20 protein-coding genes and 2 tRNA genes are annotated in these 26301 nt (G+C 65.6%); 10 read left to right on the top strand and 12 right to left on the bottom strand.

Annotated elements, in window-relative coordinates; all coding sequences use genetic code 11:
* Positions 1 to 120: 120 nt before the first annotated feature.
* The 9 genes from QTN24_RS14355 to wecB all read right to left on the bottom strand — a co-directional run bounded on the left by QTN24_RS14355 (position 121) and on the right by wecB (position 9258).
* On the bottom strand, positions 121 to 417 hold the full coding sequence (locus tag QTN24_RS14355) for a hypothetical protein (RefSeq protein ID WP_313837799.1): 297 nt from the start codon (positions 415 to 417) through the stop codon (positions 121 to 123).
* A gap of 17 nt (positions 418 to 434) precedes the next feature.
* Positions 435 to 1235, bottom strand: coding sequence for a hypothetical protein (locus tag QTN24_RS14350; RefSeq protein WP_313837798.1), 801 nt, complete (start codon positions 1233 to 1235; stop codon positions 435 to 437).
* Positions 1236 to 1237: 2 nt separating this feature from the next.
* A complete protein-coding gene (locus QTN24_RS14345; RefSeq protein ID WP_313837797.1) occupies positions 1238 to 2080 on the bottom strand; it encodes a YaiO family outer membrane beta-barrel protein in 843 nt (280 codons plus the stop codon).
* A 78-nt stretch (positions 2081 to 2158) separates the two neighbouring features.
* On the bottom strand, positions 2159 to 3169 hold the full coding sequence (locus tag QTN24_RS14340) for a hypothetical protein (protein ID WP_313837796.1): 1011 nt from the start codon (positions 3167 to 3169) through the stop codon (positions 2159 to 2161).
* Complete coding sequence (locus QTN24_RS14335; protein WP_313837795.1) at positions 3166 to 4269, bottom strand: hypothetical protein; 1104 nt, start codon at positions 4267 to 4269, stop codon at positions 3166 to 3168. Before QTN24_RS14335 ends, QTN24_RS14340 begins: the two co-directional genes overlap by 4 nt.
* A 2-nt stretch (positions 4270 to 4271) precedes the next feature.
* A complete protein-coding gene (locus QTN24_RS14330; RefSeq protein ID WP_313837794.1) occupies positions 4272 to 5684 on the bottom strand; it encodes a glycosyltransferase family 2 protein in 1413 nt (470 codons plus the stop codon).
* 62 nt (positions 5685 to 5746) lie between these two features.
* Complete coding sequence (locus QTN24_RS14325; protein WP_313837793.1) at positions 5747 to 7573, bottom strand: polysaccharide deacetylase family protein; 1827 nt, start codon at positions 7571 to 7573, stop codon at positions 5747 to 5749.
* A 71-nt stretch (positions 7574 to 7644) separates the two neighbouring features.
* Positions 7645 to 8013 carry a hypothetical protein gene (locus QTN24_RS14320; protein ID WP_313837792.1) on the bottom strand — a complete coding sequence of 123 codons (369 nt, stop codon included), beginning with the start codon at positions 8011 to 8013 and terminating at the stop codon, positions 7645 to 7647.
* A 72-nt stretch (positions 8014 to 8085) separates the two neighbouring features.
* A complete protein-coding gene (gene wecB, locus QTN24_RS14315) occupies positions 8086 to 9258 on the bottom strand; it encodes a non-hydrolyzing UDP-N-acetylglucosamine 2-epimerase (protein ID WP_124684391.1) in 1173 nt (390 codons plus the stop codon).
* A gap of 700 nt (positions 9259 to 9958) precedes the next feature.
* Between wecB and QTN24_RS14310 the strand changes: the two genes are divergently transcribed.
* Positions 9959 to 12667, top strand: a complete 2709-nt coding sequence (locus QTN24_RS14310) for an excinuclease ABC subunit A (RefSeq protein ID WP_409559027.1) — start codon at positions 9959 to 9961, stop codon at positions 12665 to 12667.
* Here QTN24_RS14310 and QTN24_RS14305 read toward each other — a convergent pair.
* A complete protein-coding gene (locus QTN24_RS14305) occupies positions 12643 to 12843 on the bottom strand; it encodes a DUF2188 domain-containing protein (RefSeq protein WP_409559026.1) in 201 nt (66 codons plus the stop codon). The two genes, QTN24_RS14310 and QTN24_RS14305, sit on opposite strands and share 25 nt — an antisense overlap.
* A gap of 155 nt (positions 12844 to 12998) precedes the next feature.
* On the opposite strand from QTN24_RS14305, the gene QTN24_RS14300 reads away from it, so the two are divergent.
* A complete protein-coding gene (locus QTN24_RS14300) occupies positions 12999 to 13337 on the top strand; it encodes a VanZ family protein (protein ID WP_313837790.1) in 339 nt (112 codons plus the stop codon).
* Here the strand turns inward: QTN24_RS14300 and QTN24_RS14295 are convergent.
* Positions 13312 to 14169, bottom strand: coding sequence for a 23S rRNA (adenine(2030)-N(6))-methyltransferase RlmJ (locus QTN24_RS14295; RefSeq protein ID WP_313837789.1), 858 nt, complete (start codon positions 14167 to 14169; stop codon positions 13312 to 13314). The two genes, QTN24_RS14300 and QTN24_RS14295, sit on opposite strands and share 26 nt — an antisense overlap.
* A gap of 114 nt (positions 14170 to 14283) precedes the next feature.
* Between QTN24_RS14295 and mnmC the strand changes: the two genes are divergently transcribed.
* From mnmC to QTN24_RS14255, 8 genes are all read left to right on the top strand, one after another.
* A complete protein-coding gene (mnmC, locus tag QTN24_RS14290) occupies positions 14284 to 16293 on the top strand; it encodes a bifunctional tRNA (5-methylaminomethyl-2-thiouridine)(34)-methyltransferase MnmD/FAD-dependent 5-carboxymethylaminomethyl-2-thiouridine(34) oxidoreductase MnmC (protein WP_313837788.1) in 2010 nt (669 codons plus the stop codon).
* A gap of 157 nt (positions 16294 to 16450) precedes the next feature.
* Complete coding sequence (gene tig, locus QTN24_RS14285) at positions 16451 to 17800, top strand: trigger factor (protein ID WP_124684387.1); 1350 nt, start codon at positions 16451 to 16453, stop codon at positions 17798 to 17800.
* Between the two features lie 106 nt (positions 17801 to 17906).
* Complete coding sequence (gene clpP, locus QTN24_RS14280; RefSeq protein WP_124684386.1) at positions 17907 to 18557, top strand: ATP-dependent Clp endopeptidase proteolytic subunit ClpP; 651 nt, start codon at positions 17907 to 17909, stop codon at positions 18555 to 18557.
* Between the two features lie 275 nt (positions 18558 to 18832).
* Entirely contained in the window at positions 18833 to 20110 is a 1278-nt protein-coding gene (gene clpX, locus QTN24_RS14275; protein WP_124684385.1) for an ATP-dependent Clp protease ATP-binding subunit ClpX, read from the top strand.
* A gap of 266 nt (positions 20111 to 20376) precedes the next feature.
* Positions 20377 to 22788, top strand: a complete 2412-nt coding sequence (gene lon, locus QTN24_RS14270; protein ID WP_124685116.1) for an endopeptidase La — start codon at positions 20377 to 20379, stop codon at positions 22786 to 22788.
* A 246-nt stretch (positions 22789 to 23034) separates the two neighbouring features.
* Positions 23035 to 23110: transfer RNA gene (locus tag QTN24_RS14265), tRNA-Val, on the top strand.
* Positions 23111 to 23148: 38 nt separating this feature from the next.
* Positions 23149 to 23225, top strand: a tRNA-Asp gene (locus QTN24_RS14260).
* A 377-nt stretch (positions 23226 to 23602) separates the two neighbouring features.
* Entirely contained in the window at positions 23603 to 25546 is a 1944-nt protein-coding gene (locus tag QTN24_RS14255; RefSeq protein WP_313837787.1) for a SurA N-terminal domain-containing protein, read from the top strand.
* Positions 25547 to 25654: 108 nt separating this feature from the next.
* Here the strand turns inward: QTN24_RS14255 and QTN24_RS14250 are convergent, their stop codons facing one another.
* On the bottom strand, positions 25655 to 26239 hold the full coding sequence (locus QTN24_RS14250) for an arylesterase (protein WP_313837786.1): 585 nt from the start codon (positions 26237 to 26239) through the stop codon (positions 25655 to 25657).
* Between the last annotated feature and the right edge of the window lie 62 nt (positions 26240 to 26301).

The raw sequence follows: 26301 nt of genomic DNA, 5'->3' as shown, positions 1-26301 counted from the left end.
GCGAAGGACGCCATGAACGCATCTCATGAATGTTCCCGCTATTGTTCAGCCCGGCGCGTGTGGTGCGCAAGTGTTTTGTCGAGAGGCCGTGCGACCTTGGGGGGATGCTTGCCGCTCTTGTCAGCCATCGCTGCGGACGTGTACGCCATTGACCGTATGGTTGCGCCCCACAGCGTTTGAGCACGGTACGACGCGCACGATCCGATAGCCCCCGGAATGCTCCGGCGCGACGCAAAAGAACCGGTACTCGCGCGAATCCACCGACGTGATGTCCTGCGTCAGGGCCTTGGCGGCGGCCATGGTCGGCGCCCATCTTCCTTCGGCTTCGTACTCGCCGAAGCGTATCGACTCCAGCAGCGCAAAGAGCGTCCTGCCGGGGAATAGATCCCTGGCGGCGGGGACCTTCGGCGGTTCCATGGACGCAGCGTCCGGGTTCACGGCACGTTCCGCTCCCAGCTCATCGCCCAGCCATACAAGGCAATGCAGCCCAGTATGATCAGCGTCGGGCCGAATACAAACGACAACAGCGGCATCATCATCAGCGAGCCGCGCGACAGCAGATAGACGTGCAGCGCCATCTGAAGAGGGACCGCCACCACGACGAACGCAATGCTCAGGACGGTCAGCAAAACCTTCCTCGACCACGAGAAATCGAAGATGTAGTACACGAGCGCGTGCCCCCAGGGCAGCACGAACAGCAGGACGGCGGACGTCTTGACGCCGTTGTCGACGTAGCCGCTCACCGTGTACGGAAAGTTCTTTCCGCCGACGGCAAAGTACATCAGCGCCGTGGCTTCGATGCAGATGGCGAACAGCAGCAGGTAACGAAGCGGCAGAAAGCGGCCGCGGATATACCGCGCGAGTATGCACGCCAGCAGCGTGACGACGAGCGTTGTCCACCACGTCCGCGCATCGGGCGGCCCGGCCGCGACTTCCAGGTAGGGCAGGGGCAGGTTGAACCAGATGAACGACACGCTGTGCTCGCCGGTGGTGCCGTCGATGCCGAGCTTGTCGAGCCAGAAAGCGAGCACGCCGGCCCAGTTGGCGCTCAACTGTCCCCTGAGACACCATTCGATCGCGTTGAACAGGGCGGGCACCAGCACGATGCCGACCATTGTCGACGGAGACAGCGTCAGGCGATCGAGCGATCGGTGTCTGGCCAGAGACAGTGTGTGCAACCCTAGCGCCCGGCCGGGGTCCGAGGCAGTGGTCGGCTCGCCGCGATCGTCTTTCATGGCTAGAACTCGACGAAAAACCCTATCTCTGCCTGCTTGCGCTTGTAGGACGGATTCTCGTAGTACACCGCGCGCAGGTTGATGCCGTAGCGTTTGGTGAACCATTTTCGCCAGTTCAGCGAAACCTCGTGGCTGGTGAAGTCGCTGAGCACCGTTTGCTCGCCGGTGAGCTGGTAGGCTTCGCGTCCGCCGTCGTATCGCAGCGTGATGTACTGGTCCTTGTCACGGCCATAGGTCACCGCGACGGTGCCGCGGTTGGAGCGCACGTTGCCCGGATCGCTGCGGTTGAGCCGGGCGCCAACCTGGACGATCCACGGCGCGTCGAAGTAGTAGGTCAGGCCAAGCAGCAGCGCCTTGTCGGTATAGACGTCCTTCGCGCGGTAGTAGGTAAAGCCGGCGCTGGCGACGAGGTTCTTCTTCTCCAGCAGCTTGCGGAACAGCATGCCGTCGACGCGGACTTCGGGCAGGAAGAAGCCGCCACTGCTGGTGCCCGCGCTCAGAAACGCGTACCAGTCGTCATCGATGATGCGGGTGTAGCCCAGGCCAAAGAAGGTGCCCTGGTCCCCGAAATGGCTCTGGTGGCTGATCTCGCCGGTGACGTAGTCCTTCGGCGTCAGGTGAACGCCCCCGCGCAGGTACTGGTCGTTCCAGTTGGCGTTGTCACCGGTAAGGTTGGCGTGACCGATGCCGCCTTCGACGAAGCCGGTCAGCAAGGGCACGAAGGTCCGGGGAGGCGTCGCTTCGGCCTGGGCGCTGGCATCGGCAGCGATCAGCAGTGCAAGCAGGCCGCCCGCGCAAATCAGCGGCCGCGCGAACCGGGCTGTGTGACAAGCGGGCTTCTCCATGCGTTCTCCTGTCGTTTCCATCGATCAAGAGCAAGGGGTCGCTTCAGGACCCTCGGGCCCAGCGTCTGCCTGCCGCCTTCAACGGCATTTCAAGCCGGCTGGCGGCGGCGCCAGCGCCTGGTCCGGGGTCAGGCGTTTTTCGAACGCGACGTACAGCGCCTCCTCCAGGACATTCCAGTGGCTGCCATGGCGGAACTGGACCGAGCGCATCCGCCAGCAGGCAATCGCGTCCTTGTCGTTCATCTTGTCGGCGATGAGTGCCACCAGTCCCCACGGGTAGTCGACCTCGGACATGCCCAGCCACGTCATGCGGTGCTGCTGCATCCACAGGCCGTAGTCGGCAGCGCGCGGGCGGCCGGCGGGCCGGATGTCGGCAAGGATCGGGAAGATCTGCGCCACGGCGTCCGGGTAGAACTGATTGGTATTGGGCTGCTGCGTGCTCACCAGGTAGCCTTCCTCGCCGCGCCAGAAGACGCTCAGGATGTCGCGGTCCAGTTGCCCGGCCTTGCGCATCCATGCCTCGGCCCCGGCGTTATCGCCCTGGCTCTGGCGATACCGGCCGACCGCCTTGAACGCACTGGAGACCTCCACGTTATCCATCAGCAGCGCTACCGGTAGCGACGCTGAGATGTGATACACGCGCGTCTTCGGGTTTCGAAGCGTCTCCAGATGCTGGCTGGCCTTGTCGAAGCTGGCGCGCCACGCGGGGGGCAAGCCGCTCTTTGGCGCCGAACGCACCAGCAACTCCATCCATGCCGCCATCAGCGCATCGTCGGCGTCGGCCAACTGGCAACTGGTCATCTGCTGGCCTTTCATGCAATACCTGTCGAAGCGCCCATCCGGGTGCTGTCGCGGCAGCAGCCAGGCAATCCAGCGCTGCGCCGTCGTCGATGTGGAAATGCCCGCATCCTGCGCGGCCAGCAGTGCCTTGGACGCAAAATAGGGGTCGACCGAATCGCCATTGAAGTAGGTGGTGATGGCCCCGTCCGCACGCTGGTAGCCCTGTAGCGTCAGCTCGGCGCCGGCCGCATGGGCGCAAGGCTGGCTCAAGCTGGCGGCAAGCAGGAGAAGGCTGGCCAATATCCTCATGGTGTGGGCTCGTTTATCAGCGGTTGTACACAGGGCGCGATGGCTCTACCGTCTTCAAGCGCACAGACCGAGCCGTGGGCCACCGTGCCCGGATACACCCGCAGGACCGATGCCACGACGGTCGTGGGCCGTGCCGGGCTGCCGAACACGCAATCGGGGCCGACCTCGATCTCGCGCTCGCCCGCGACCGGCCCGGTAATGCGCGAACATCCGCCGATCGCGATCCCGCCCCCTGCAATCAATGCGCCATCGATGCGTACGCGTGGCGCCACGGTGATGCGGCCGCTGGCCTTGACGCTTCCGACGATCTGCGTGCCCGTGCCGATCCACAGGCTGCCGTGCACGATCAGGTCGCCCTCGTAGGAGCCGCCGGGGGGCAGCGTGAGGTCGCGCGTCACGAACCAGCGGCCGTCACGGGCGTCGCCAGGGGTGAGCGGTTGGACCGCATTCGTATGCGTCTGGGGCGCCGGATCACCGGGACCGTCGCCGTCGTCGGCCGTGGCAAGCGCGGGCCCGCCAAAGCGGATCACGGGGGCTCGCAGCGAGGTGAACGAGCAATCGCCATTTACAAGGATGGCGTGCTGGGCGCAGACAGGCCCTTGCAAGCTGCATTCTGGTTCGATCTTCAGGCAGCGCGCGTGGGCCCAGCGGCGCAAGGCGCTGCCATGGCCCAGCACGATCACGCCATCGGACATCAATGATTCGAGTACGTTGTCCTGGCCAGTGAGAAGCCCATCGTGGGCGTAGATCGCCTTCGTGAACGTATAACTGTTCGGCAGCGCGAGCACGTCGCTGGCCACCAGCGTCTGGTGGCACTGGCCGGCGCCGGTGTCCGTGGTATCGAGTGCGAACCTGCCGTTAACGTGCGAGATGGGACCGAGCGAGGTGGTTGCGCCGTCCATGTCGGCCTGCGCCGGAAAGTCCTTCAGGCGCGTGACCATGGCGCGGAACTCGGCGGCAACCGCGGCCACGTCGAGTGTGTGGTCGGGGTCGATGGCCAGCGGGCGGATGTCGCTGCGGCGTTGCCACTCGATGATCGCGGGCATCAGCGGCAGCGTGAACACCAGCAGGGTGAGCCCTGCGAGCAGCAGGGGCCACATGGTCAGCCTCCCTGCCGATAGCGGGCTGTCTTGTCCCAGCGCAGTTCGCGGCCGAGGAAGTGATCGACCACGATCTGGTCGAGGATCGCGCGCGAGACGCTCAGCATGCTGACCAGGAACCCGAAGTAGTTCAGCGGCAGCAACCGTATGCGCTCACGGCTGCCGTCCAGGTGAACGGCCGCCGCGATCTCGAAGAAGGCCGCGAAATTCCCCAGGGAGCCGTACGACATCAGCGCGAACAGCATGACGGCCGTGCCCAGCAATGCCAGACCGCCGGAGTAGAAGAGCAGGATGGCGAGCAGCCAGCCGAGCAGCATCAGCGGCGCCATCATGTAGATGCCCAGCAGCGCGACGCCGTCGATCCTTTCGATGATGCCGTGGTGCCGGCACGACGCCATGCGCCATCCATGGCGATAGAGCGCCTGGTTATGGCCCTTGGTCCAGCGCATGATCTGCCTCACCCGTACCGGCCAGGTTTCCGGCACCTCTTCATAGCACTCGGACCAGTTCTGGTAGACCGTCTTCCACTCCGCCAGCAGCAGCCGGTAGGTCAGGTCCGTGTCCTCGGCCAGCACGTCGTCATGCCAGCCGCCGGCGCTGCCCAGCGCGCGCATGCGAATGCCGCCGACGGTGCCGCCGTACTGCGGCACGAGGTTCAGGTTCATGCGGGCTTGCTGGTCGACCTGATAGCCGCCCGAGCGCTCCAGGTCCAGCAGGCGCGTCAGCAGGTTGCGGCCGAGATTCATCGGCACGACGCGGCCCATGGTCGCGCCGACCTCGGGATCGAAGAACGGCGCCACGAGTTGCTTGAGCAGCCCGACAGGGGGCAGGTAGTCGGCATCGAACACCACGACGATCTCGCCGGTGACCAGCGCGCTGGCATCCTTCAGTGCGGCGGCCTTGCCCGGCTTGCCGCCGACCCGGTGAAATGGCGTGATGCGGCCCGGATACCGCGCCACATAGTCATCGATGATCTCTTGCGTCCGATCGGTGGAGCGATCGTTGACCGGCATGAGGGTGATGCGGTCGGCGGGATAGTCCGCATGCAACAGGCACTCCAGCGAGCCGGCGATAACGGCCTCTTCGTTGTGCGCGGCGATCAGCACGGTCAGCGTGGGCCAGGTGGCCACATCGATATCCAGATACGGGTGGCGCTGCCGGCCGAACAGGCGGTTCAGCGTGAACAGGTAGTGCCGTACGGCATACAGCAGCACCAGCGCGACGATCAGCAGCAGCAGGGTGGTCAGGAAGATGGCGGCGACGGGCGTCCCTTCGACCACCTCCAGTGCGCGTCCGTTATCACCCTCGACGCGTTCCAGCGCCTGTACAGGCAGCGACAGCAGCGCCACGACCGCGCCGAGCAAGGCCAGCGGCCAGCGGGCGGCGAGAAGTCTTGCAGGCTTGTTGGATCGCATCAGGGTGTCCGGTTGGATGAGTCCTCGCATCGCGCATCGGATGCGAGGACCCGGCATGCGCACTACAGCTTGCCGCTGATAAACGTCAGCGATGTGCCGCTGACGGCCGTCACGATCCAGTTGTTGCCGTCCCACGTGACAATGCCAAATCCCTGGGTGATGACGGGCTGGGTGTATGCGTTGCGCGGAAGCACCCAGGCCATGTCGCTCAGGTCGGTAGGGTGGCTCGCCTGGATCGTCCAGGCATTGCCCAGGTCCGTGGCCTGCCAGCTCGTTTGCTGACGCCGCTGGCTGAAATCGCCCAGCGCTTCCATCGTGTACCAGCGGAAGCGGCCGTTCGACGCTTGCGTCGCGGCGCGGTTGAACATCGAGTTGAGCACCGACTGGTAGCTCACCGCGCCAAGCGGATGCAGGTAGATCAGCCGCCCGGTGCGGTTCTGGGCCACGAAGTCGATCAGCTTGCGATACCAGGCGGTGATGTCGGCGGCCGGGACGTTGAACTCGCTGAACTCTTCGAAGGTGGCGTTCTGGCCGAACGGCATGACCGGAAAGGCGCGGATGGCTTCGTTCGTGAGCGTGCCATCGCGGTAACTGCGCGTGGGCCCCAAGCCGGTGTGTCCCAGGAAGTAGTAGGCGCTCGTCCCCTGGGCTTCGAGCCAGTTGACCGACCATTTGGGCGTATTGCCTTCCGGCGCGGCATACCCCTTCGACGCCTGGCCGGTCACGCCATCCACGCTCTGCCGGTTCATGACCAGGTACTGCTCGAACGTCGACTGGTTGGTCTCGCTGGCGTTGGCGCCCCAGAAATCATGCATCCATCCGCCATGGCTGCCTACCTTGTGTCCTTTCAGCACCAGGTACTGCACAAGCTGCTGGGCACTCGCGTTCTGCGACAGGTTGATGCCCTTGGCGTCGCCGACGGCGATCTTGTCCGGCCCGGCCGTGATCGAGATCGAGAACGGGCCCTTGTTGAAGACGCCCCAGTTCTTCATCGTGTAGGCCGGCGCGATCTGGTCGCCCGCGCAGAAGTGCATGTTCAGTACCAGCCCGCCGAGCGCCTTGGGTTGCGCCGACAGCCGCGGCATTTTCATCAGGTTGGCGCCGAAGTACCGCAGCAGGCCGTGCATCAGCATGCCGTCGGTCTGGCCCTTCAGATAGGACAGCGGCGTGTTCACGAACAGCACCCGACCCGAGCCAAAGCTGCGCAGCCCGACCACGAGCCCGAAGTTGGGCGATGTCATCAGCGCCGTGCCGGTGTAGGCGCCTTGCGTCACGAAGCTGGGATACGTGAGAAAGCCGTAGACGTACCCGGATATCCCCTCGACAGGGTCCGAATTGGACGCCGTCCAGACCATCGACTTTCCCGGCGGGACCTGGATGGTACGTAACGTACTGCTCAGGCCCACGATCGGTCCCAGTCCAATCATGTTGCCGAGCAACTGGTCATAAAGCACGTAGTCGACGCCGGCCAGGTTGCTGAGCCGACTGCGTGGCGACGCATAGAACCCGGTGTTCGTCAGCGCGCCGAAATCGTAGACCAGCATCAGGTTGCCGCCCTGGCTGGCGTAGGTTTCCAGCGCGGCAATCAGCGCGTCGCTGGCATTCACGTGAACCTGGTCAGGCAGGATCACGCCGGAGAACTGGGCGGTCGTGATGCCCTGCTGGACCTGTGCGTCGTTGATGACGGTGATTTTCAGGCCCTCTTCCTGGGCGGCGTCGAGCCAGGCGGACACACGCGGGTCCGGCAACGGAAAGCCATCGGGCAACAGCAATCCAATCTGATTGGTCGCGGCATAAACGATCGTCGGCAGCGCAAGCGCGAGCGTCGCCAGCAACCGGACGATCCAGTCGCGGCATTGCCGAAAGATGAGTTGTGGTTTGCAGGGCATGGCCTTCTCCCAGCGGAAGATTGCGGGACGGACGGCAGGCGCATATGGCGTGTCCTGCCGCAGACGCCGGTTCATTTGATTTCAGGCTCCACTTCGGCCTCGGGCGCTGGGGCCAGGGTGTAGGTGCCTGCCTTGACCTTCGGTCCGCTCACCGCCTTCTTCGGCTTCTTGGTCTTCAGCTTGTCCATGTCCTTCTTGTTCTGGCCGTGGTTGTGCGCCTCGTAGTTCAGGTCGATCTGATAGTCGTGGTCATAACCGAGGAGGCCGCCGGGGTCTCTGGGGCTCGCCGGAAGATACAGCGGCGCGTTCGCCGACACCGCGGTCGCCTCTGACGACAAGGTCGCGGCCGAAGCCGGGACGGCAGACAGGCCGATAGCGAGCAGCGTGGCAACGCCGACTGCCGGCCGCATCCAACGGGATTTCCCTTCACTGCGTTTCATATCCGTACTCCTGCGAAGACGGCGTGTTGCGCGCGCCTCGGGCATACCCGGCGCGGCCAGATCCACCGGCTACTAACTCGCGACAGCGGCCAGCTGCCCCATCCCTGCCGCCTTGAACTCGCGCTTGCCTTGCAGCGCGTGGACGATGCGTTCGCTCGCGCGCCCGTCGCCGAACGGGTTATGGGCGCGAGACATGCAGGCGTATTCCTCGGGATCGTGCAGCAGCAGTTCCGCTGCCGCGATCAGGCGAGCCGGATCAGTGCCTACCAGCCGCGCCGTGCCGGCCGCGACGGCCTCCGGCCGCTCGGTGGTATCCCGGGTGACCAGCACCGGCTTGCCCAATGCCGGAGCTTCCTCCTGAATCCCGCCGGAATCGGTGACGATTAGCCGTGCGCGGGACATCAGATAGACAAATGGCACGTATTCCTGCGGCTCGATCAGATGGATATCGGGGTGCCCGGACAAGATGGCGTGCACCGGCTCGCGCACGCGCGGATTCAGGTGAACGGGATAGACGATCTGAATGTCGGGATTGCGATCCACCAGCGTGCGCAGGGCGGTGAAGAGCCGCTCGAAAGGCGCGCCGAAGTTTTCCCGTCGATGACCGGTCACCAGAATCAGGCTGCGGTCGGGATCGAGAAACGGATACAGGTCGGCCATGCTGCGCTGCATCTCGGCATCGGCCTCCAGGCGTTGCTTGACGTTCAGCAGCGCATCGATCCCCGTGTTGCCCGTCAGGCGGATGCGGGCGGGATCCACGCCTTCGCGTACCAGCGTGTCCATGGCCTGCTGCGTGGGCGCGAAGTGCCAGGACGCCATCACGTCCGTGACGCGGCGGTTCATCTCCTCGGGCCAGGGCGCGCGCAGATCGCCCGTGCGCAAGCCGGCTTCGACATGGCCCACCGCAACGTTTCGATAGAACGACGCGAACGTGGCGGCCAGGGTCGTCGTGGTATCGCCATGCACCAGCACGACTTCGGGCTGGAATCTGTCGAGTACTTCGTGCACCCCGTTCAGGACCCGCGTGGTAATGCCGGCCAGTGTCTGGCCCTGGGTAATCACGTTCAGGTCGAAATCGGGGACGATGTCAAACAGCCGCAGCACCTGGTCCAACATATGCCGGTGCTGGCCCGTCACGCAGATTCGCAGCTCGAAATCGCTGGCAGCCTTGATGCGGTGGACCAGCGGCGCCATTTTGATGGCTTCAGGCCGGGTCCCAAATACGGCGAGGACTTTTCTGCGCATGTCGGCTCTCTCCCCTCGTATCGATTCATCGGCCCGCAGGGGCGTTGACGGTTCACCGATGCGGACGGATGGAGAGAGCGATGTATGTGCCAGCAGGGCGGAATCCCTGAACACTTGGGCGGGCGCGCACCGGCGGCAAGCACCGCATCGTTCGCGTTTCCGGACAAAGGTTGCAGGCGTGCAACCTGCTGTCACCCGCCAGTGCGTGCCGCGCGATACGCCAATCGGCCGCCAACGCCACAGCGGAGGGCGCGAAGTGCGCCGACAATAACCATCTCATGAATTTCGGCGGCGGCAGGACGAGTCGGTCACGCGCTGTGAAAACGCAACCTATCTGTTACTTCGCGCACAGACCGGGCCACCCTCTAACCTGCACATGCAGATTTTGCCTCGGTCAGATAGATGAAGTGGATTTGCACGGCGCGCGCCAAGGTTCATTAACCGTGGTTTTGTAGTCCGGCGTCCTCATCCAAATGGATCAAGTCCCTTGTTTGCCGTACACACGCAGAACAAGGCGGATTTGGTTGCAGAAATGAAAATCCGTGCACTTCTTTTCTGGCAGAAGCGTGATTTTTATTATTTTGGGGCCGCGTTGGCGATAACGGACAGGTGAAAGTCACCTCTGGCACGCTTCCTGCGGCTTGGTGCCAAGAACCGTGCGCAAGCCTGCCGCCGGCAACCTAACCAAGCAGAGGCGCACATGCGTGACGATTTGAGACCCTCCCGGCTTAAGGACCGTTCCGCTCCGGAGGCGCCAGACGTGCCGCCGGCACCGGACAACTTCGTCCGGGTACGCGGCGCGCGCGAGCACAACCTCAAGGACGTGGCCGTCGATATCCCGCGCAATGCGCTGGTGGTGTTCACGGGCGTTTCCGGCTCGGGCAAGTCTTCGCTGGCCTTCGGCACGCTCTACGCCGAGGCCCAGCGGCGCTACTTCGAATCCGTCGCGCCGTACGCGCGGCGGCTGATCGATCAGGTGGGCGTGCCGGACGTCGACAGCATCGAGGGCCTGCCCCCCGCCGTGGCGCTGCAGCAGCAGCGCGGCACGCCCAACGCGCGCTCGACGGTGGGCAGCGTTACCACGCTGTCGAGCCTGGTGCGCATGCTGTACTCGCGCGCCGGAACCTATCCCGCACGGCAGCCGATGCTCTACGCCGAGGATTTCTCGCCCAATACCGTCGAGGGCGCCTGCCCGGAATGTCACGGGCTTGGCCGCGTCTACGATGTCACCGAGCAGTCGATGGTGCCCGACGACTCGCTGACCATTCGGGAGCGCGCGGTGGCCGCGTGGCCGCCCGCGTGGCACGGCCAAAACCTGCGCGACATCCTGGTGACGCTTGGCTACGACGTCGATACGCCTTGGCGCGACCTGCCGAAGAAGGACCGCGACTGGATCCTCTTCACCGATGAACAACCGACCGTCCCGGTGTACGCCGGATTCACCCCACGCGAGGTGCGTGCCGCGCTGAAGCGCAAGCTGGAGCCGAGCTACCAGGGGACGTTTACCGGCGCCCGGCGCTACGTCCTGCAGACCTTTGCCACCACGCAGAGCCCGCTGATGAAGAAGCGCGTGGCGCAGTACATGATCGGGCGTGACTGCCCGGCGTGCCACGGCAAGCGGCTCAAGAAGGCGGCGCTGTCGGTGACGTTCGCCGGCCTGGACATCGGCGAATTCACCCGCCTGCCGCTGGCCCGCGTGGCCGAACTCATGCGCCCCATCGCGCAAGGCGAGGTGCCGGGGCAGGGCGATGCCGGCGGGGCCGTGCTGAGCCGCAAGGCCGCCCGCGCTGATACGGCACGACGCGTGGCGGCCGGCGGCTCGGCCCACAAGGCGGCCCCCGACGTGCGGCGGACGCCGAACCTGTCCGAAGAGAAGCGGCTGGCGGCGCAACGCATCGCGGACGAGTTGATCGAGCGCTTGTCCACGCTGATCGATCTGGGCCTGGGCTACCTGTCGCTCGATCGCAGTACCCCCACGCTGTCTTCGGGCGAACTGCAGCGGCTGCGGCTGGCCACGCAGATTTCGTCGCAACTGTTCGGCGTGGTCTATGTGCTCGACGAACCCTCGGCCGGGCTGCATCCCGCCGACGGCGAGGCGCTGCTGGTGGCGCTGCGCCGGCTGAAGGCCGCCGGCAACTCGCTGTTCGTCGTCGAGCACGATACGCGGACCATGCGCCAGGCCGACTGGATCGTCGATGTCGGGCCGGCCGCCGGCGAGCATGGCGGACGCGTGCTGTACAGCGGCCCGCCGGACGGCCTTGCCGGTATCGCGGACTCGCGCACCGCGGCCTACCTGTTCGGCCCGCCGGAGCAGGCGGCGCGCGCGCCCCGGGCGCCGGCGGGATGGCTCAAGCTGGCCCACGTCTCGCGCAACAACCTGCATCGGGTGGATGTGGATATCCCGCTGGGCGCCTTCACGGCCGTGACCGGCGTTTCGGGGTCGGGCAAGTCGAGCCTGATCAGCCAGGCGCTGCCCGAACTCGTCAACCGGCACCTGGGCCGTACCGACGACACCGATGCCGAGGACGACCGCGACCCGCTGTTCGCGGTAACCGACGCGCCGACCGAAGGCCGCATCGCTGGCGGCATGGAATCCGTGCGCAGGCTGGTGCGTGTGGACCAGAAACCCATCGGCCGCACGCCCCGTTCCAACCTGGCGACGTACACCGGGCTCTTCGACCATATCCGCAAGCTGTTCGCCGCCACGCCCGCCGCGCGCAAACGTCGCTTCACGGCCGGCCGTTTCTCGTTCAACGTTGCACAGGGCCGCTGCCCGACATGCGAGGGGGAAGGGTTCGTCAGCGTGGAGTTGCTGTTCCTGCCGAGTGTCTACGCGCCGTGCTCGGCATGCCACGGCACGCGCTACCGCCCGCAGACGCTGGAGATCCTGTGGCAGGGCCGGAACATCGCCGAGGTGCTGGACCTGACCGTCGACGCGGCCTGCGCATTCTTTGCCGACGAGGCGCCGGCGATGCGCGCCCTGACGGCTTTGCGCGATATCGGGCTTGGCTATCTGCGCCTGGGGCAGCCGGCCACGGAACTATCGGGCGGCGAGGCGCAGCGGATCAAGCTGGCCACCGAGCTGCAGCGTACGCAGCGGGGCGACACGCTTTACGTGCTCGACGAGCCCACCAACGGCTTGCATCCCGCCGATGTGGATCGGCTGATGATGCAGTTGCAGCGACTGGTGGACGCCGGGAACACGGTGGTCGTGGTGGAACACGACATGCGGGTGGTGGCGCAGGCGGACTGGGTCATCGACATCGGCCCCGGCGCCGGCGACCAAGGGGGGCGGATCGTGGCAAGCGGCCCGCCCGCCGCCATCGCGACGTCCACGGCGAGCGTGACGGCGGACTATCTCGCGGCGGAACTTGGTTCTACCCCTCAACTGAAATCATTGCGCTCCTGAATCTCGCCGTCCGGCCCATGGATGACCAGTTCGACGCGGTCCTGCCTGGCCTTTTCCATGCCGGCCGCGATGGCTTCTTCCTGGGACGGGTAGTGGGACGTGGCGCCGTCCGTGCCTTCGACTTCGACGGCCCAGCCGTTGCGCTCGGTGGGCACTACATGGATGTTGTCGGCCATGATGCATCTCCCATTAAGGATCCGATGCACAAGTGTCGGGCGGCGCGGCCGGCCCTTGTATCGGGCGCGGTCCTACACGCGACTGTGGCCTGCGGCACAGACCCGGACGCGGTCCTGTACGATGCTCGCTGCCATCGTTCCTTCACGCTCGCCCGGTGCCCCGTCTGACTTCCAACCATTTCCGGCTGCTGTTCGGCCTCTGCGCGCTGGCCGTGCTCGTGCTGTCATTGCTGCCGCCGGACATCCCCGAGCCCACCACGGGCTGGGACAAGACCAACCACATGCTGGCCTTCGGCGTGCTGGCCGCGCTGGGCGTGCGTAGCTGGCCCGGGCGGGTGTGGCCGGTGATCGTGGGGCTGGTGGCCTATGGCGGGCTGATCGAGATCCTGCAGTCGCTGACCAGCTACCGCGACGCCTCGTGGCCGGACCTGCTGGCCGACAGCCTCGGCATCGCCATCGGGCTGATGCTCAGTTATCGAGCGATTCGAGCGTGAACTGCGCGCCGGCGTCCTGGCCGAGCAGGTCGACCAGCACCGGCATCGCCGCTTCCAGCGCGGCCTTGAGCGTCCACGGCGGGTTGGCCACGAACATGCCGCTGCCGTGCAGCCCCAGGCCGCCTTCCACCGGATGCTTGACGGTCAGCGTCACGTGCAGCCAGCTCTTGAGCGGCAGGCGCTTGAGCTGCGCCGGCAGTTGCACCGATTCCCGGCGCTGGACTTCCGGATACCAGATCGCATAGACGCCGGTGGCAAAGCGCTCCAGCCCGGCCTTCAGCGTGTCCAGCGTGCGTGCGTAGTCCTGCTTGTCCTCGTAGGACGGATCGATCAGCACCAGCGCGCGGCGGGGCGGCGGCGGCAGGATGGCCCGGATGCCATTGAAGCCGTCGCCGTCGTAGAGCATGACCTTGCGGCCGGCGCCGCGGAAGTTGTCGCGCAGCACCTGGATTTCGGTGCTGTGCAGTTCGAACAGGCGCAGCCGGTCGGCGTCGCGCAGCATCTGCCACGCCAGCCACGGCGAGCCGGGGTAGTGCTTCAGGCTGCCATCGGGGTTCAGTTCGCGCACCTGATCCAGGTACGCCTCCAGCATGTCCGGCAGCGGCTGGCCGCCCGCGCGGGCGCGCCAGAGCGGGCCGATACCGGTCTCGAACTCCGATTTCTTCTGGGCGTAGGCGTGGTCCAGCGCGTAGAGGCCGGCGCCGGCGTGGGTATCGACATACCAGAACGGCTTGTCCTTCTGCGTCAGGTAGTCCAGCAACTGGACGACCACGGCGTGCTTGAGGACATCGGCGTGATTGCCGGCGTGAAAGGCGTGACGATAACTGAGCATGGCAAGGCGGGATGACGGCGCGCAAACTTAGGTGGAACAAGGCCCGGCGGGCGGTTGGCGCGAAGGGCGCTATGCTACCATCCGCCGCCATTTCCGGCCGTATTCCCGATCATCATGACGCGTGCCATCGAGTCCGCCGCGCCCGTGCTTTCCGACCAGGGCGTCCCGTATTCCCCGACGTACGACGATGTCTACCACAGCACCGCCGGCGGCCTGGCGCAGGCGCGGCACGTGTTCCTGGGCGGCAACGGCCTGCCCGGCAACTGGGCCGGGCGTGAGCAGTTTGTCATCGTCGAAACCGGCTTCGGGCAGGGGCTGAACTTCCTGGCCACGTGGCAGGCGTGGCGCGACGATCCCCACCGCTGCCGCCGCCTGCACTTCGTTTCCATTGAAAAGCACCCGTTTACGCGCGACGGGCTGGCCCAGTTGCATGCCGGCCTGGGCGATCTCGTGCCGCTGGCGCAGATTCTGCAAGCACAGTGGCCCGACGCGCTGCCGGGGCTCCATCGCCTGACGTTCGACGACGGCGCGGTCACGCTGACGCTCGCGTTTGGCGATGTACAGGCGCTGCTGCCGAAGCTGGTGGCCGGCGCCGACGCGTTCTATCTGGACGGCTTCTCGCCGGCCCGCAATGCCGATATGTGGTCGGACACTGTATTCCGCGGCCTGGGCCGGCTGGCGCGCATCGGCGCCACGCTGGCGACCTATACGGCCGCGGGTTTCGTGCGCCGGGGCCTGCAGGCGGCCGGTTTCGATGTCAGCAAGGCGCCGGGCTTCGGCGGCAAGCGGGACATGACCGTGGCCCGCTTTGCGCCGGCCTGGAAGAATCGCCGGCACGCGCCGCCCGAGCCCGCCCAATGGCCGACGCGCCATGCGATCGTCATCGGCGCCGGGCTGGCGGGCTGCGCCGTCACCGAGCGGCTGGCCGCGCGCGGCTGGCGCGTGACGCTGTTCGACGCCCACGCGGGGCCGGCGCGGCAGACGTCCGGTCACCGGGCAGCGGCGATGCACGCGCACGTATCCGCCGATGACAGCCTGCTGTCGCGACTGTCGCGCGCCGGCAACCTGCATGCGCTGCGCGCGTGGCAGGCGCTGGCGGAGGCCGGCCATCCGGTGGACTGGCACGGCTGCGGCGTGCTCCAGATCGGCGAGGATGACGCCGACCATGCGGCCCAGCGTGCCGCGCTGGACGCGCTGGGGTTTCCCGAATCGTTCGTGCGCTGGATGTCGGCGGAAGAGGCCGCCCGCGAGCATGGCGCGCCGGTGCCGCGCGGCGGGCTCTGGTTTCCGCAGGGTGGCTGGGTGGCGCCGCCGGACATCTGCCGCGCCCAGCTCGCGGCGGCCGGCGACCGGCTCGACGCGCGCTTCGGCTGCCGCGTGGCGGGCATCGAACATCGTGACGGCCAGTGGCAGGTGATGGACGCGGCCGGCGCGGTGCTGGCCAGCGCGCCCGTACTGGTGCTGGCCAATGCCCACGAGGCCGAGTCGCTGCTGCCGGATCATCTGCTGGCGCTGCGCCGGGTGCGCGGACAACTGACCGACCTCGACGCGGAGCAGGTGCAGGCACTGGGCGGCTGGCCCGACTGCGTCGTCACCGGTGCCGGCTACCTGCTGCCCCGTGGCGAGGCGGGCGGGGCGCGCGTCGGGTCGAGCTACGAGCCCGACGACGGTCCGCTGGAAGAAAGCGCCGCCGTCCATGCCGCTAACCTCGACCGGCTGGCTGGGCTGCTGCCCGGGCAGGCCGCCGGGCTGTCCGCCATCGATCCCGCCACGCTGCACGGCTATGTGGGCGTGCGCACGGTGACGCACAACCGCCTGCCGCTGATCGGACGCCTGCCCGACGTCAGTCAGGCGCGTGACCATGCCGCATCGCTGCGTGGCGCCCACCTGCGCGACGTGCCGCGCCTGCCGGGCCTCTACGCGGCCCTTGCCTATGCGTCGCGCGGCCTCACATGGGCTGCGCTGGGTGCGGAACTGGTGGCGTGCCAGATCGAAGGCGAACCGCTGCCGCTGGAGGCGGACCTGGCCGACGCCATCGACCCCGCACGGCTGCTGCTGCGCGCGCTGCGCCATGGGCAGGTGGCTGGCGCGGCGGGGCCGGATGCGGAGCCGGATGATGACTGACTAGGGTAAAAACTGCCGGAACCGAACCAAAACCGTGCGATAATCCGCGTTTTCCGTTTGCGCGGAGACCTCCGCTCGCGAGCACCGGCCGCGGCCGGGCGGCAGGCGCGCAGGCGGTGGCGCTGACAACAACTATTTCTGGATTGGATTAACGACCATGTCGAACGTCATTGAAAACCTCGGCAAGCTGGACCGCAAGGTAACCCTGGCTATCCCCAAGGCCGAAGTGCAGAAGGAAACCCAGGAGCGCCTGGCTCGTCTGTCGAAGACCGTGAAAATGTCCGGCTTCCGCCCGGGCAAGGTGCCGATGAAGATGGTCGAGAAGCAATACGGCCAGCAGGTGGAATTCGAAGTGCGCTTCGACAAGGCCGCCCGCAAGTTCTTCGACATCACCCAGGCCCAGGACGTGAAGGTGGCCGGTCAGCCGAAGTTCGACATCAAGACCGAAGGCGTGGCCGACGACGAGGTGGCCTTCGAGGCCACGTTCGAGGTGTATCCGGAAGTCAAGATCGGTGACCTGTCGGCCGCCGAGGTGACCCGCACCAAGACCGAGATCGGCGACGCCGAGATCGACAAGACCGTCGACATCCTGCGCAAGCAGCGCGTGCACTACCACCACCGCGGCGAAGCCGGCGCCCACGGCGACGGCGGCAGCGAAGTGGCCGCCCAGAACGGCGACCGCGTGACCATCGACTTCGTCGGCAAGATCGACGGCGTCGAGTTCGCCGGCGGCAAGGCCGAGGACTTCGTGTACGTGCTGGGCGAAGGCCGCATGCTGCCCGAGTTCGAGCAAGCCACGCTGGGCCTGAAGGAAGGCGAGGCCAAGACGTTCCCGCTGACGTTCCCCGAGGACTACCACGGCAAGGAAGTGGCCGGCAAGACCGCCGAGTTCACCATCACGCTGAAGAAGGTGGAGTGGGCGCACCTGCCGGAAGTGGACGATGCGTTCGCCAAGTCGCTCGGCATCGCCGACGGCAGCGTGGAAAAGATGCGCGCCGACATCCGCGAGAACCTGGAGCGCGAAGTCAAGCGCCGCACGCACGCCATGCTGAAGGACCAGGTCATGGAAGCGCTGCTGAAGGTGAGCGAGCTGGACGTGCCGAAGGCCCTGATCGAGCAGGACCAGGAGCGCCTGGTGGAAATGGCCCGCCGCGACCTGGAGCAACGCGGCATGCCGAACGCCAAGGACATGCCCATTCCGGCCGAGATGTTCGCCCAGCAGGCCGAGCGCCGCGTGAAGCTGGGTCTGATCCTGGCCGAGATCGTCAAGGCCAACGGCCTGGAAGCCAAGCCGGACCAGGTCAAGGCCGAGATCGAGGACTTTGCCAAGAGCTACGAGGACCCGAAGGAAGTCATGCGCTGGTACTACGGCGACCAGCAGCGCCTGGCCGAGATGGAAGCCTACGTGCTCGAAAACAACGTGGTAAATTTCGTGTGCGACAAGGCCAAGGTTTCGGACAAGTCGGTGTCGTTCGAGGAACTCACCGCCGCGCCCGAGCAAGCCTGAGGTCGGGCCTGACCGGCGGCCGCGCCAGGCGCGCGGCACCGGTCGACGCCAGCCGGCCTCGCGCGCTGGCCGGTTGGCGCCATTCCTGAATATCTGGAGAACCTGCATGACCCGCAATGATTTGCTTGATCGTCTCGCCACCACGCAGGCTTCCGCCCTGGAGACCCAGGGTCTCGGACTGGTGCCGATGGTTGTCGAGCAGTCCGGCCGGGGCGAGCGCGCGTATGACATCTACTCGCGCCTGCTCAAGGAACGTGTGATCTTCATGGTGGGCGAGGTCAACGACCAGACCGCCAACCTCGTCGTGGCCCAGCTGCTGTTCCTGGAAAGCGAGAACCCGGACAAGGACGTGTCGCTGTACATCAACTCGCCCGGCGGTTCCGTTTCGGCCGGCCTGGCGATCTACGACACGATGCAGTTCATCAAGCCCGACGTGCAGACGCTCTGCATGGGCATGGCGGCGAGCATGGGCGCCTTCCTGCTGGCCGCCGGCGCCAAGGGCAAGCGCAGCGCGCTGCCGAATTCCCGCATCATGATCCACCAGCCGCTGGGCGGCGCGCGTGGCCAGGCGTCGGACATCGAGATCCAGGCCCGCGAGATCCTGTACCTGCGCGAGCGCCTGAACAGCATCCTGTCCGAAGTGACCGGCCAGCCCGTGGAAAAGATCGCCCGGGACACCGACCGCGACAACTTCATGAGCGGCGACCAGGCGGTGGACTACGGCCTGATCGACAAGGTGATCACGCGCCGCGGTTGAAATCCGGCCGGTGTGTCGGCACATCAGTCCGGACGCTCCACTCGGAAGTGTCCGGGCGGTGACCGGCCCGCCGGTGACCTGCCGCTTGAGTCTCTCGTCGTCCCAAATGACGAAGGCTACACCGGAACGAGGCTGTACGCCTCGTTTTTGCGTTTTGCCCCACATGCAGGGGATGCCGCCGACTGCGCCAATTGTTTTGGCGTATGATGCGTTTAATGCGTTTCCCGCCCGGTCTCGGACCTGGCGGGACGACACGGCTAATGTGACTGATTCCTATGGCGGACAAAAAAGGTTCATCCAGCGAGAAACTTCTTTACTGCTCGTTCTGCGGCAAGAGCCAGCACGAGGTGAAGAAGTTGATCGCGGGCCCGTCGGTGTTCATTTGCGACGAATGCATCGACCTGTGCAACGAGATCATCCGTGACGAGGCCGCCGCGACCGACAAGGACGCCGCCGCGGTCACCCGTTCTGATCTGCCCACGCCCCACGAAATCCGCGAAAGCCTCGACCAGTACGTCATCGGTCAGGAACAGGCCAAGAAGATTCTGGCCGTCGCGGTGTACAACCATTACAAGCGTCTGAAACACCTCGGCAAGAAGGACGACGTCGAGCTGTCGAAGAGCAATATCCTGCTGATCGGGCCCACGGGCTCGGGCAAGACGCTGCTCGCCCAGACGCTGGCGCGCCTGCTGAACGTGCCGTTCGTGATTGCCGACGCCACCACGCTGACCGAAGCCGGCTACGTGGGCGAGGACGTCGAGAACATCATCCAGAAGCTGCTGCAGAACTGTAACTACGAGGTCGAGAAGGCACAGCGCGGCATCGTCTACATCGACGAAATCGACAAGATCTCGCGCAAGTCGGACAACCCGTCGATCACGCGTGACGTGTCGGGCGAGGGCGTGCAGCAGGCGCTGCTGAAGCTGATCGAAGGCACGATGGCGTCGGTGCCGCCGCAGGGTGGCCGCAAGCATCCGAACCAGGACTTCCTGCAGGTGGACACGACGAACATCCTGTTCATCTGCGGCGGTGCGTTCGATGGCCTGGAAAAGGTCATCATGCAGCGTTCGGACAAGACCGGTATCGGCTTCGACGCCCAGGTCCAGAGCAAGGAAGAGCGCGAAGTCAGCGAAGTGCTGCCCCAGACCGAGCCGGAAGACCTGATCAAGTTCGGTCTGATTCCGGAACTGATCGGGCGTCTGCCCGTGGTGGCCACGCTGGCCAAGCTCGACGAGGCCGCGCTGATGCAGATCTTGGTCGAGCCCAAGAACGCGCTGGTCAAGCAATACCAGAAGCTGCTGGCGATGGAAGGCGTGGAACTCGAGATTCGTCCGGGTGCGCTGTCGGCCATCGCGCGCAAGGCGATCCGTCGCAAGACGGGCGCCCGCGGCCTGCGTTCGATCCTCGAACAATCGCTGATGGACGTCATGTACGATCTGCCCAACTACAAGGGCGTGCAGAAGGTGGTGATCGACGAGAACACGATCACCGGCGACGCACCGCCGCTGCTGATGTACGAAGAGCAGCAGCCCAAGGTGGCAGGGTCGAACTGAGCGAGGTCCAACTGACGCCGAACGCGCGGGACCCGCGGGGTCCTTCCCAGACTGGCGACACTTTCAAGCTGCCGTTCGCTGGAAAGCGAGCGGCTTTTTTTCTTCAATTCCACAAACGAACGGGAGCAAACGCGGGTATGCTGTTTCAGAGTGGGTCGTGGGTGCGCTTTGGGTCACATCAGGAGCGCCCGGGAATTGATGATGGGTATCTTGCAATCGATTCCCGCGACCCTATTTACGCCTTAAATGACTGACTGGGGAAAATGATGTCCGGAACACAACTCCTCCCGGCTGAGCCGATTCGCCTGCCACTGTTGCCGCTGCGCGACGTGGTGGTGTTTCCGCACATGGTGATCCCACTGTTCGTGGGTCGCCCGAAGTCCATCAAGGCGCTCGAGACTGCGATGGAGTCGGGTAAGAGCATCATGCTCGTGGCACAGAAGACCGCCGCCAAAGACGAACCGACCGCGGAAGACCTCTACGAGGTCGGCTGCATCGCCAATATCCTGCAGATGCTGAAGCTGCCCGACGGTACCGTGAAGGTGCTGGTCGAGGGCACGCAGCGTGCAAACATCACCGAAGTGAGCGAGGACGATTCGCACTTCATGTGCGAAGCCGTACCGGTGCCGCCGGCACCCGACGAGTCGGCCGAGACGGAGGCGCTGCGCCGCGCCATCGTGTCGCAGTTCGACCAGTACGTGAAGCTCAACAAGAAGATCCCGCCCGAGATCCTGACGTCGCTGTCGGGCATCGACGAGGCCGGCCGCCTGGCCGACACCATCGCCGCGCATCTGCCGATCAAGCTCGAGCAGAAGCAGAAGATCCTGGAGATGGTGAAGGTCACCGAGCGTCTGGAGAGCCTGCTGTCGCAGCTCGAGGGCGAGATCGACATCCTGCAGGTGGAAAAGCGTATCCGTGGCCGCGTCAAGCGCCAGATGGAGAAGTCCCAGCGCGAGTACTACCTGAACGAGCAGGTCAAGGCCATCCAGAAGGAACTGGGCGAGGGCGAGGAAGGTGCCGACCTCGAGGAACTGGACAAGCGCATCAAGGCCGCGCGCATGCCCAAGGAGGCCAAGAAGAAGGCCGACGCCGAGTTCAAGAAGCTCAAGCTGATGTCGCCGATGTCGGCGGAAGCCACGGTCGTGCGCAACTATATCGACACGCTGGTCAACCTGCCGTGGCGCAAGAAGAGCAAGGTCAACAACGACCTGGCCAACGCCGAGCGCGTGCTGGACGAGGACCATTACGGCCTGGAGAAGGTCAAGGAACGCATCCTCGAGTATCTTGCCGTGCAACAGCGCGTGGACAAGGTCAAGGCGCCGATCCTGTGCCTGGTGGGGCCCCCCGGCGTGGGCAAGACCTCGCTCGGCCAGTCCGTGGCACGCGCCACGAACCGCAAGTTCGTGCGCATGGCACTGGGTGGCGTGCGTGACGAGGCCGAGATCCGCGGCCACCGCCGGACGTACATCGGCTCGATGCCGGGCAAGATCCTGCAGAGCCTGTCGAAGGTCGGCGTGCGCAATCCGCTCTTCCTGCTCGACGAGATCGACAAGATGGGCATGGATTTCCGTGGCGACCCGTCGTCGGCGCTGCTCGAGGTGCTGGACCCGGAACAGAACCACACGTTCCAGGACCACTACATCGAAGTGGACTTCGACCTGTCGGACGTGATGTTCGTGGCGACGTCGAACTCGCTGAACATCCCGCCGCCGCTGCTGGACCGCATGGAAGTGATCCGCCTCTCGGGCTATACCGAAGACGAGAAGGTGAACATCGCCACGCGCTACCTGCTGCCGAAGCAGATCCGCAACAACGGTCTGAAGCAAGGCGAGATCGACGTGACCGAAGCGGCCATCCGCGACATCATCCGCTACTACACGCGTGAAGCTGGCGTGCGTTCGCTGGAACGCGAGGTGTCGAAGATCGCGCGCAAGGTGGTCAAGCTCCTGCTGCTGAAGAAGGAGTCGGGTGCGGTCAAGGTCGATTCGGAGAACCTCGACAAGTTCCTGGGCGTGCGCAAGTACGACTTCGGCCTGGCCAACAAGGAAAACCAGGTCGGCCAGGTGACCGGTCTGGCGTGGACGGAGGTGGGCGGCGACCTGCTGACCATCGAAGCCGCGATCATGCCGGGCAAGGGCAACATCTCGCGCACCGGTTCGCTGGGCGACGTGATGAAGGAGTCGGTCGAGGCCGCGCGGTCGGTGGTACGGTCGCGGGCGCGTCGCCTGGGTATCGCGGACGAGATGTTCGAGAAGCGCGACATCCACATCCACGTGCCCGAGGGCGCGACGCCGAAGGACGGTCCGTCCGCCGGTATCGCGATGACCACGGTGCTGGTGTCCGTGCTGACCGGTATCCCGGTGCGTGCGGATGTGGCGATGACGGGCGAGATCACGCTGCGCGGCGAGGTGCTGCCGATCGGCGGTCTCAAGGAAAAGCTGCTGGCGGCCCATCGGGGCGGCATCAAGCTGGCGCTGATCCCGGAGGAGAACGTCAAGGACCTGGCGGACATCCCCGACAACGTCAAGAACGCCATCGAGATCGTGCCGGTGCGCTGGATCGACAAGGTGCTGGAGCTGGCACTCGAGCGCAAGCCCGAGGCGCTGCCCGAGGAAGAAGCCAAGCCTGCCGAAGTGGCAGACAAGGCGGCGGCCCAGGTGGAGCGCATCCACCACTGAGCGCCAACGCTCGGACAAAAACCGCGGGATCGTATCCCGCGGTTTTTTTATGCCCGCGCGCCTCACGTTTGGTGCCTATTGGCGCGGCGATGTGGCGTGGCGGCATCCTCCAATCAATGCTTGGCAAATCGAAAAGTCTCGTATTACAATCGCGGCCTCGCAACGCAAACAGCGGCAACCAGCAGCATCTGCCGAATCGTGCGAAGCGGGATTTCCCTGCAGGCAAATGGCTTGCACGGTCCAAGTGGGTGCTTAGCTCAGCTGGTAGAGCGGCGCCCTTACAAGGCGTAGGTCGGGGGTTCGAACCCCTCAGCACCCACCACACTTGACCGTTGCGCGTTGCCGAAAAGGGCCCGATCTGGAGTGGTAGTTCAGTTGGTTAGAATACCGGCCTGTCACGCCGGGGGTCGCGGGTTCGAGCCCCGTCCACTCCGCCAAATAAAAATGCCCGCGCAAGCGGGTTTTTTATTTGGCAATGTGACTCGGCCGCGATGCGGGCGTCCGATTACGGAGTGGAGGAAGCCGCCTGCGCGGCTTCCGCGCGGGGCGAGAAGGGTCGCGCTTGCAAGCGCGACCGCGGCCTGCAGGATGTAGGCGAGCCCCGTCCACTCCGCCAAATAAAAATGCCCGCGTCAGCGGGTTTTTTTGTGTCTGTCCGCTCGATCCGCGCCGCGGATGTCTCCCACTGGGCGAAGCATTTCTTTGACCTCTCAAAAGCTTCCTGCGGGACTTTCCGTCGGTGCAGCGCGCCGCTCCTGATAGAATCGCGAAGTTTGACCGTCGGCCCAAGGCCCAACCCTTTAACCCGAACAGCATGCTTGATTTCGTACGCAACAACCGGCGCCTGATGCTTATGCTGCTGCTGGTGCTTGTCTTCCCGTCGTTCGTGTTCTTCGGTGTCGAGAGTTACTCGCGCTTCATGGACAGCTCGCACGATCTTGCCAAGGTGGATGGCCGGACCATCACCGTGCAGGAGGTCGACAACGTCGTGCGTGACCAGAGCGAGCGCATGCGCCAGATGCTTGGCAACAACTATGATCCGCGCATGTTCGAAGGCGCCGCGGCGCGCCAGTCCGTGCTGGACCAACTGATCCAGCAACGTGTGGTGGCCGACGCCACGGCCAAGAAGAACCTGACCGTGACGAAGGACCAGCTGCGCGAGGCGATCGCGGCCATTCCCGCCGTGGCGCAGCTCTATGGCGCGGACGGCAAGTTCGACGAAAAGGGCTATGTCCAGCTGCTGGCCCAGCAAGGGCTGACGCCCGAGCAGCTTGAATCGCGCATGCGGTTCGAACTGGCGACGCAGCAGCTTGGCAGCGCGGTGGGCACCACGGCGTTCGTGCCGAAGTCGCTGCTCGACCGCCTGATCGCCATCCGCGACCAGCAGCGCGACGTCCAGGCGCTCAACATCAAGCCGGCCGATTTCACGTCGAAGGTCACGCCTGACGCCGCCGCGCTGAAGGCGTACTACGAGGCCCACCTGTCGGCCTACACCACGCCGGAGCAGGCCAAGGTCGAGTACGTCGTGCTGTCGGGCGACGCGCTGGCCGCCAGCCAGGCGGTGACGCCGGAAGAGCTGAAGTCCTACTACGACAGCAACGTCCAGCGTTTCCGGACCGAAGAGCAGCGCCGCGCCAGCCATATCCTGATCACGGCCCCGAAGGACGCCAAGGAGGCTGATCGCAAGGCCGCCAAGGACAAGGCGCAGAAGCTGCTGGACGAGGTGCGCAAGCATCCGGAAACCTTTGCCGACGTGGCGAAGAAGAATTCCCAGGACCCGGGTTCGGCCGAGAAGGGTGGCGACCTCGGCTTCATGGGCCGCGGCGCGCTGGTGAAGCCGTTCGAGGACGCGATGTACGCGCTCAAGGACGGCCAGATCAGCGATCTGGTCGAAACCGACTACGGTTACCACATCATCAAGCTGACCGGCATCAAGCCGTCGGCCACGCGTTCGCTCGATGAGGTCCGTCCGGAGCTCGAAGCCGAACTGAAGAAGCAACTGGCCAGCAAGAAGTACACGGAACTGGCCGACGCCTTCGGCAACACGGTCTACGAGCAGGCCGACAGCCTCAAGCCGGCCGCCGACAAGTTCAAGCTGACGATCCAGACTGCCGACAACGTCACGCGCAACCCGAACCCGGCGCTGGGCAAGGATAGCCCGCTGAACAACGAGAAGGTGCTCAAGGCCCTGTTCAGCGATGACGCGATCAAGAACAAGCGCAATACCGAAGCCATCCAGGTCAATCCGACCACGCTGGTGTCGGCCCGCATCGCCGAATACCGGCCGGCCGCCGCCCGCAAGTTCGAGGACGTGGAAGCCCAGGTGCGCCAGGCTTACATCGCCCAGCAGTCCGCCGAACTGGCGCGCAAGGATGGCGAGGCCAGGCTTGAAGCACTACGCAAGGCCGACAGCGCCAGCGGCTTCGGCCCGGTGATGACGGTGTCGCGGGCCAAGGCTGACGGCCTGTCGCCGAAGGCCGTGGACGCGATCATGCGCGCCGACGCCGCCAAGCTGCCGTCCGTCGTGGGCGTGGACCTGGGCGCCGATGGCTATGCGCTGTATCGGATCACGAAGGTTGGCACGCCGACCCAGAGCAATGCGGCCCAGCGCGATGCCGATGCCCAGCAACTGAGCCAGCTTGCCGGCCAGACCGAACTGGCGGCCTACTACGACGCGCTCAAGGCGCAGGCCAAGGTGAAGCTGCTGCGTCCGGCCAAGACCGAAGACGCGGCGGGCAGCGCCCCGGCCACGAACTGACGCGGCGCACGACGCCTGTCGAAAAGAAGCCCCTGCCGGTGACGCACCGCAGGGGCTTTTTCCTTTTGGCTGCCGGACAAGCCTGACGAGCCGGACGAGCCCGACGGGTCAGCCAGTCTTGGCAGACGTCCGGAGCAGCGGCTTGAGCGCCGGCCACACGGTATCGAGCAGCGCCGACTGGGCGGCCGAGGTGGGATGAATGCGGTCTTCCTGGAACCAGTCGGGCCGCGTGACGACCTTGTCGAGGAAGAACGGCACCAGTTCGGTTCGATACTCCTTGGCCAGCTTCGGAAACAGGCCGAAGAAGCGCTCGGTGTAGTCGGCGCCGTAGTTGGGCGGAATGCGCATGCCGACCAGCACAACCTTGGCGCCCGCCTTCTGGGCGTCGCCGATGATGGCGCGCAGGTTGGCTTCCGTGGATGGCAGCGAGAAACCGCGCAGCGCGTCGTTGGCGCCCAGTTCCACGACGACGACGGCCGGCTTGTGCCGCTTCAGCAGGTCGGGCAGGCGGGTCTTGCCGCCCACCGTGGTCTCGCCGCTGATGCTGGCATTCACGACGCTATAATCGAACCGCTCGCGGCGCAGCCGCTCCTGCAGCAGGCTGACCCAGCCGGTGCCACGCGCAATGCCGTACTCGGCCGACAGGCTGTCGCCCAGCACCAGCACGGCGGGCGCCGACGGGGCCTGCGCCATGGCGGCGGGTGAACAAAGCAGGGCGACGGCTGTCGCACAACAGGCTGCCAGCATCCGCCGGC

The organism is Cupriavidus sp. SZY C1, from assembly GCF_032190535.1.
In the GTDB taxonomy this organism is placed as follows: domain Bacteria; phylum Pseudomonadota; class Gammaproteobacteria; order Burkholderiales; family Burkholderiaceae; genus Cupriavidus; species Cupriavidus pauculus_C.
Note: the sequence above shows the minus strand (reverse complement) of the source record. Positions and strands in the feature narration are given on the sequence as shown.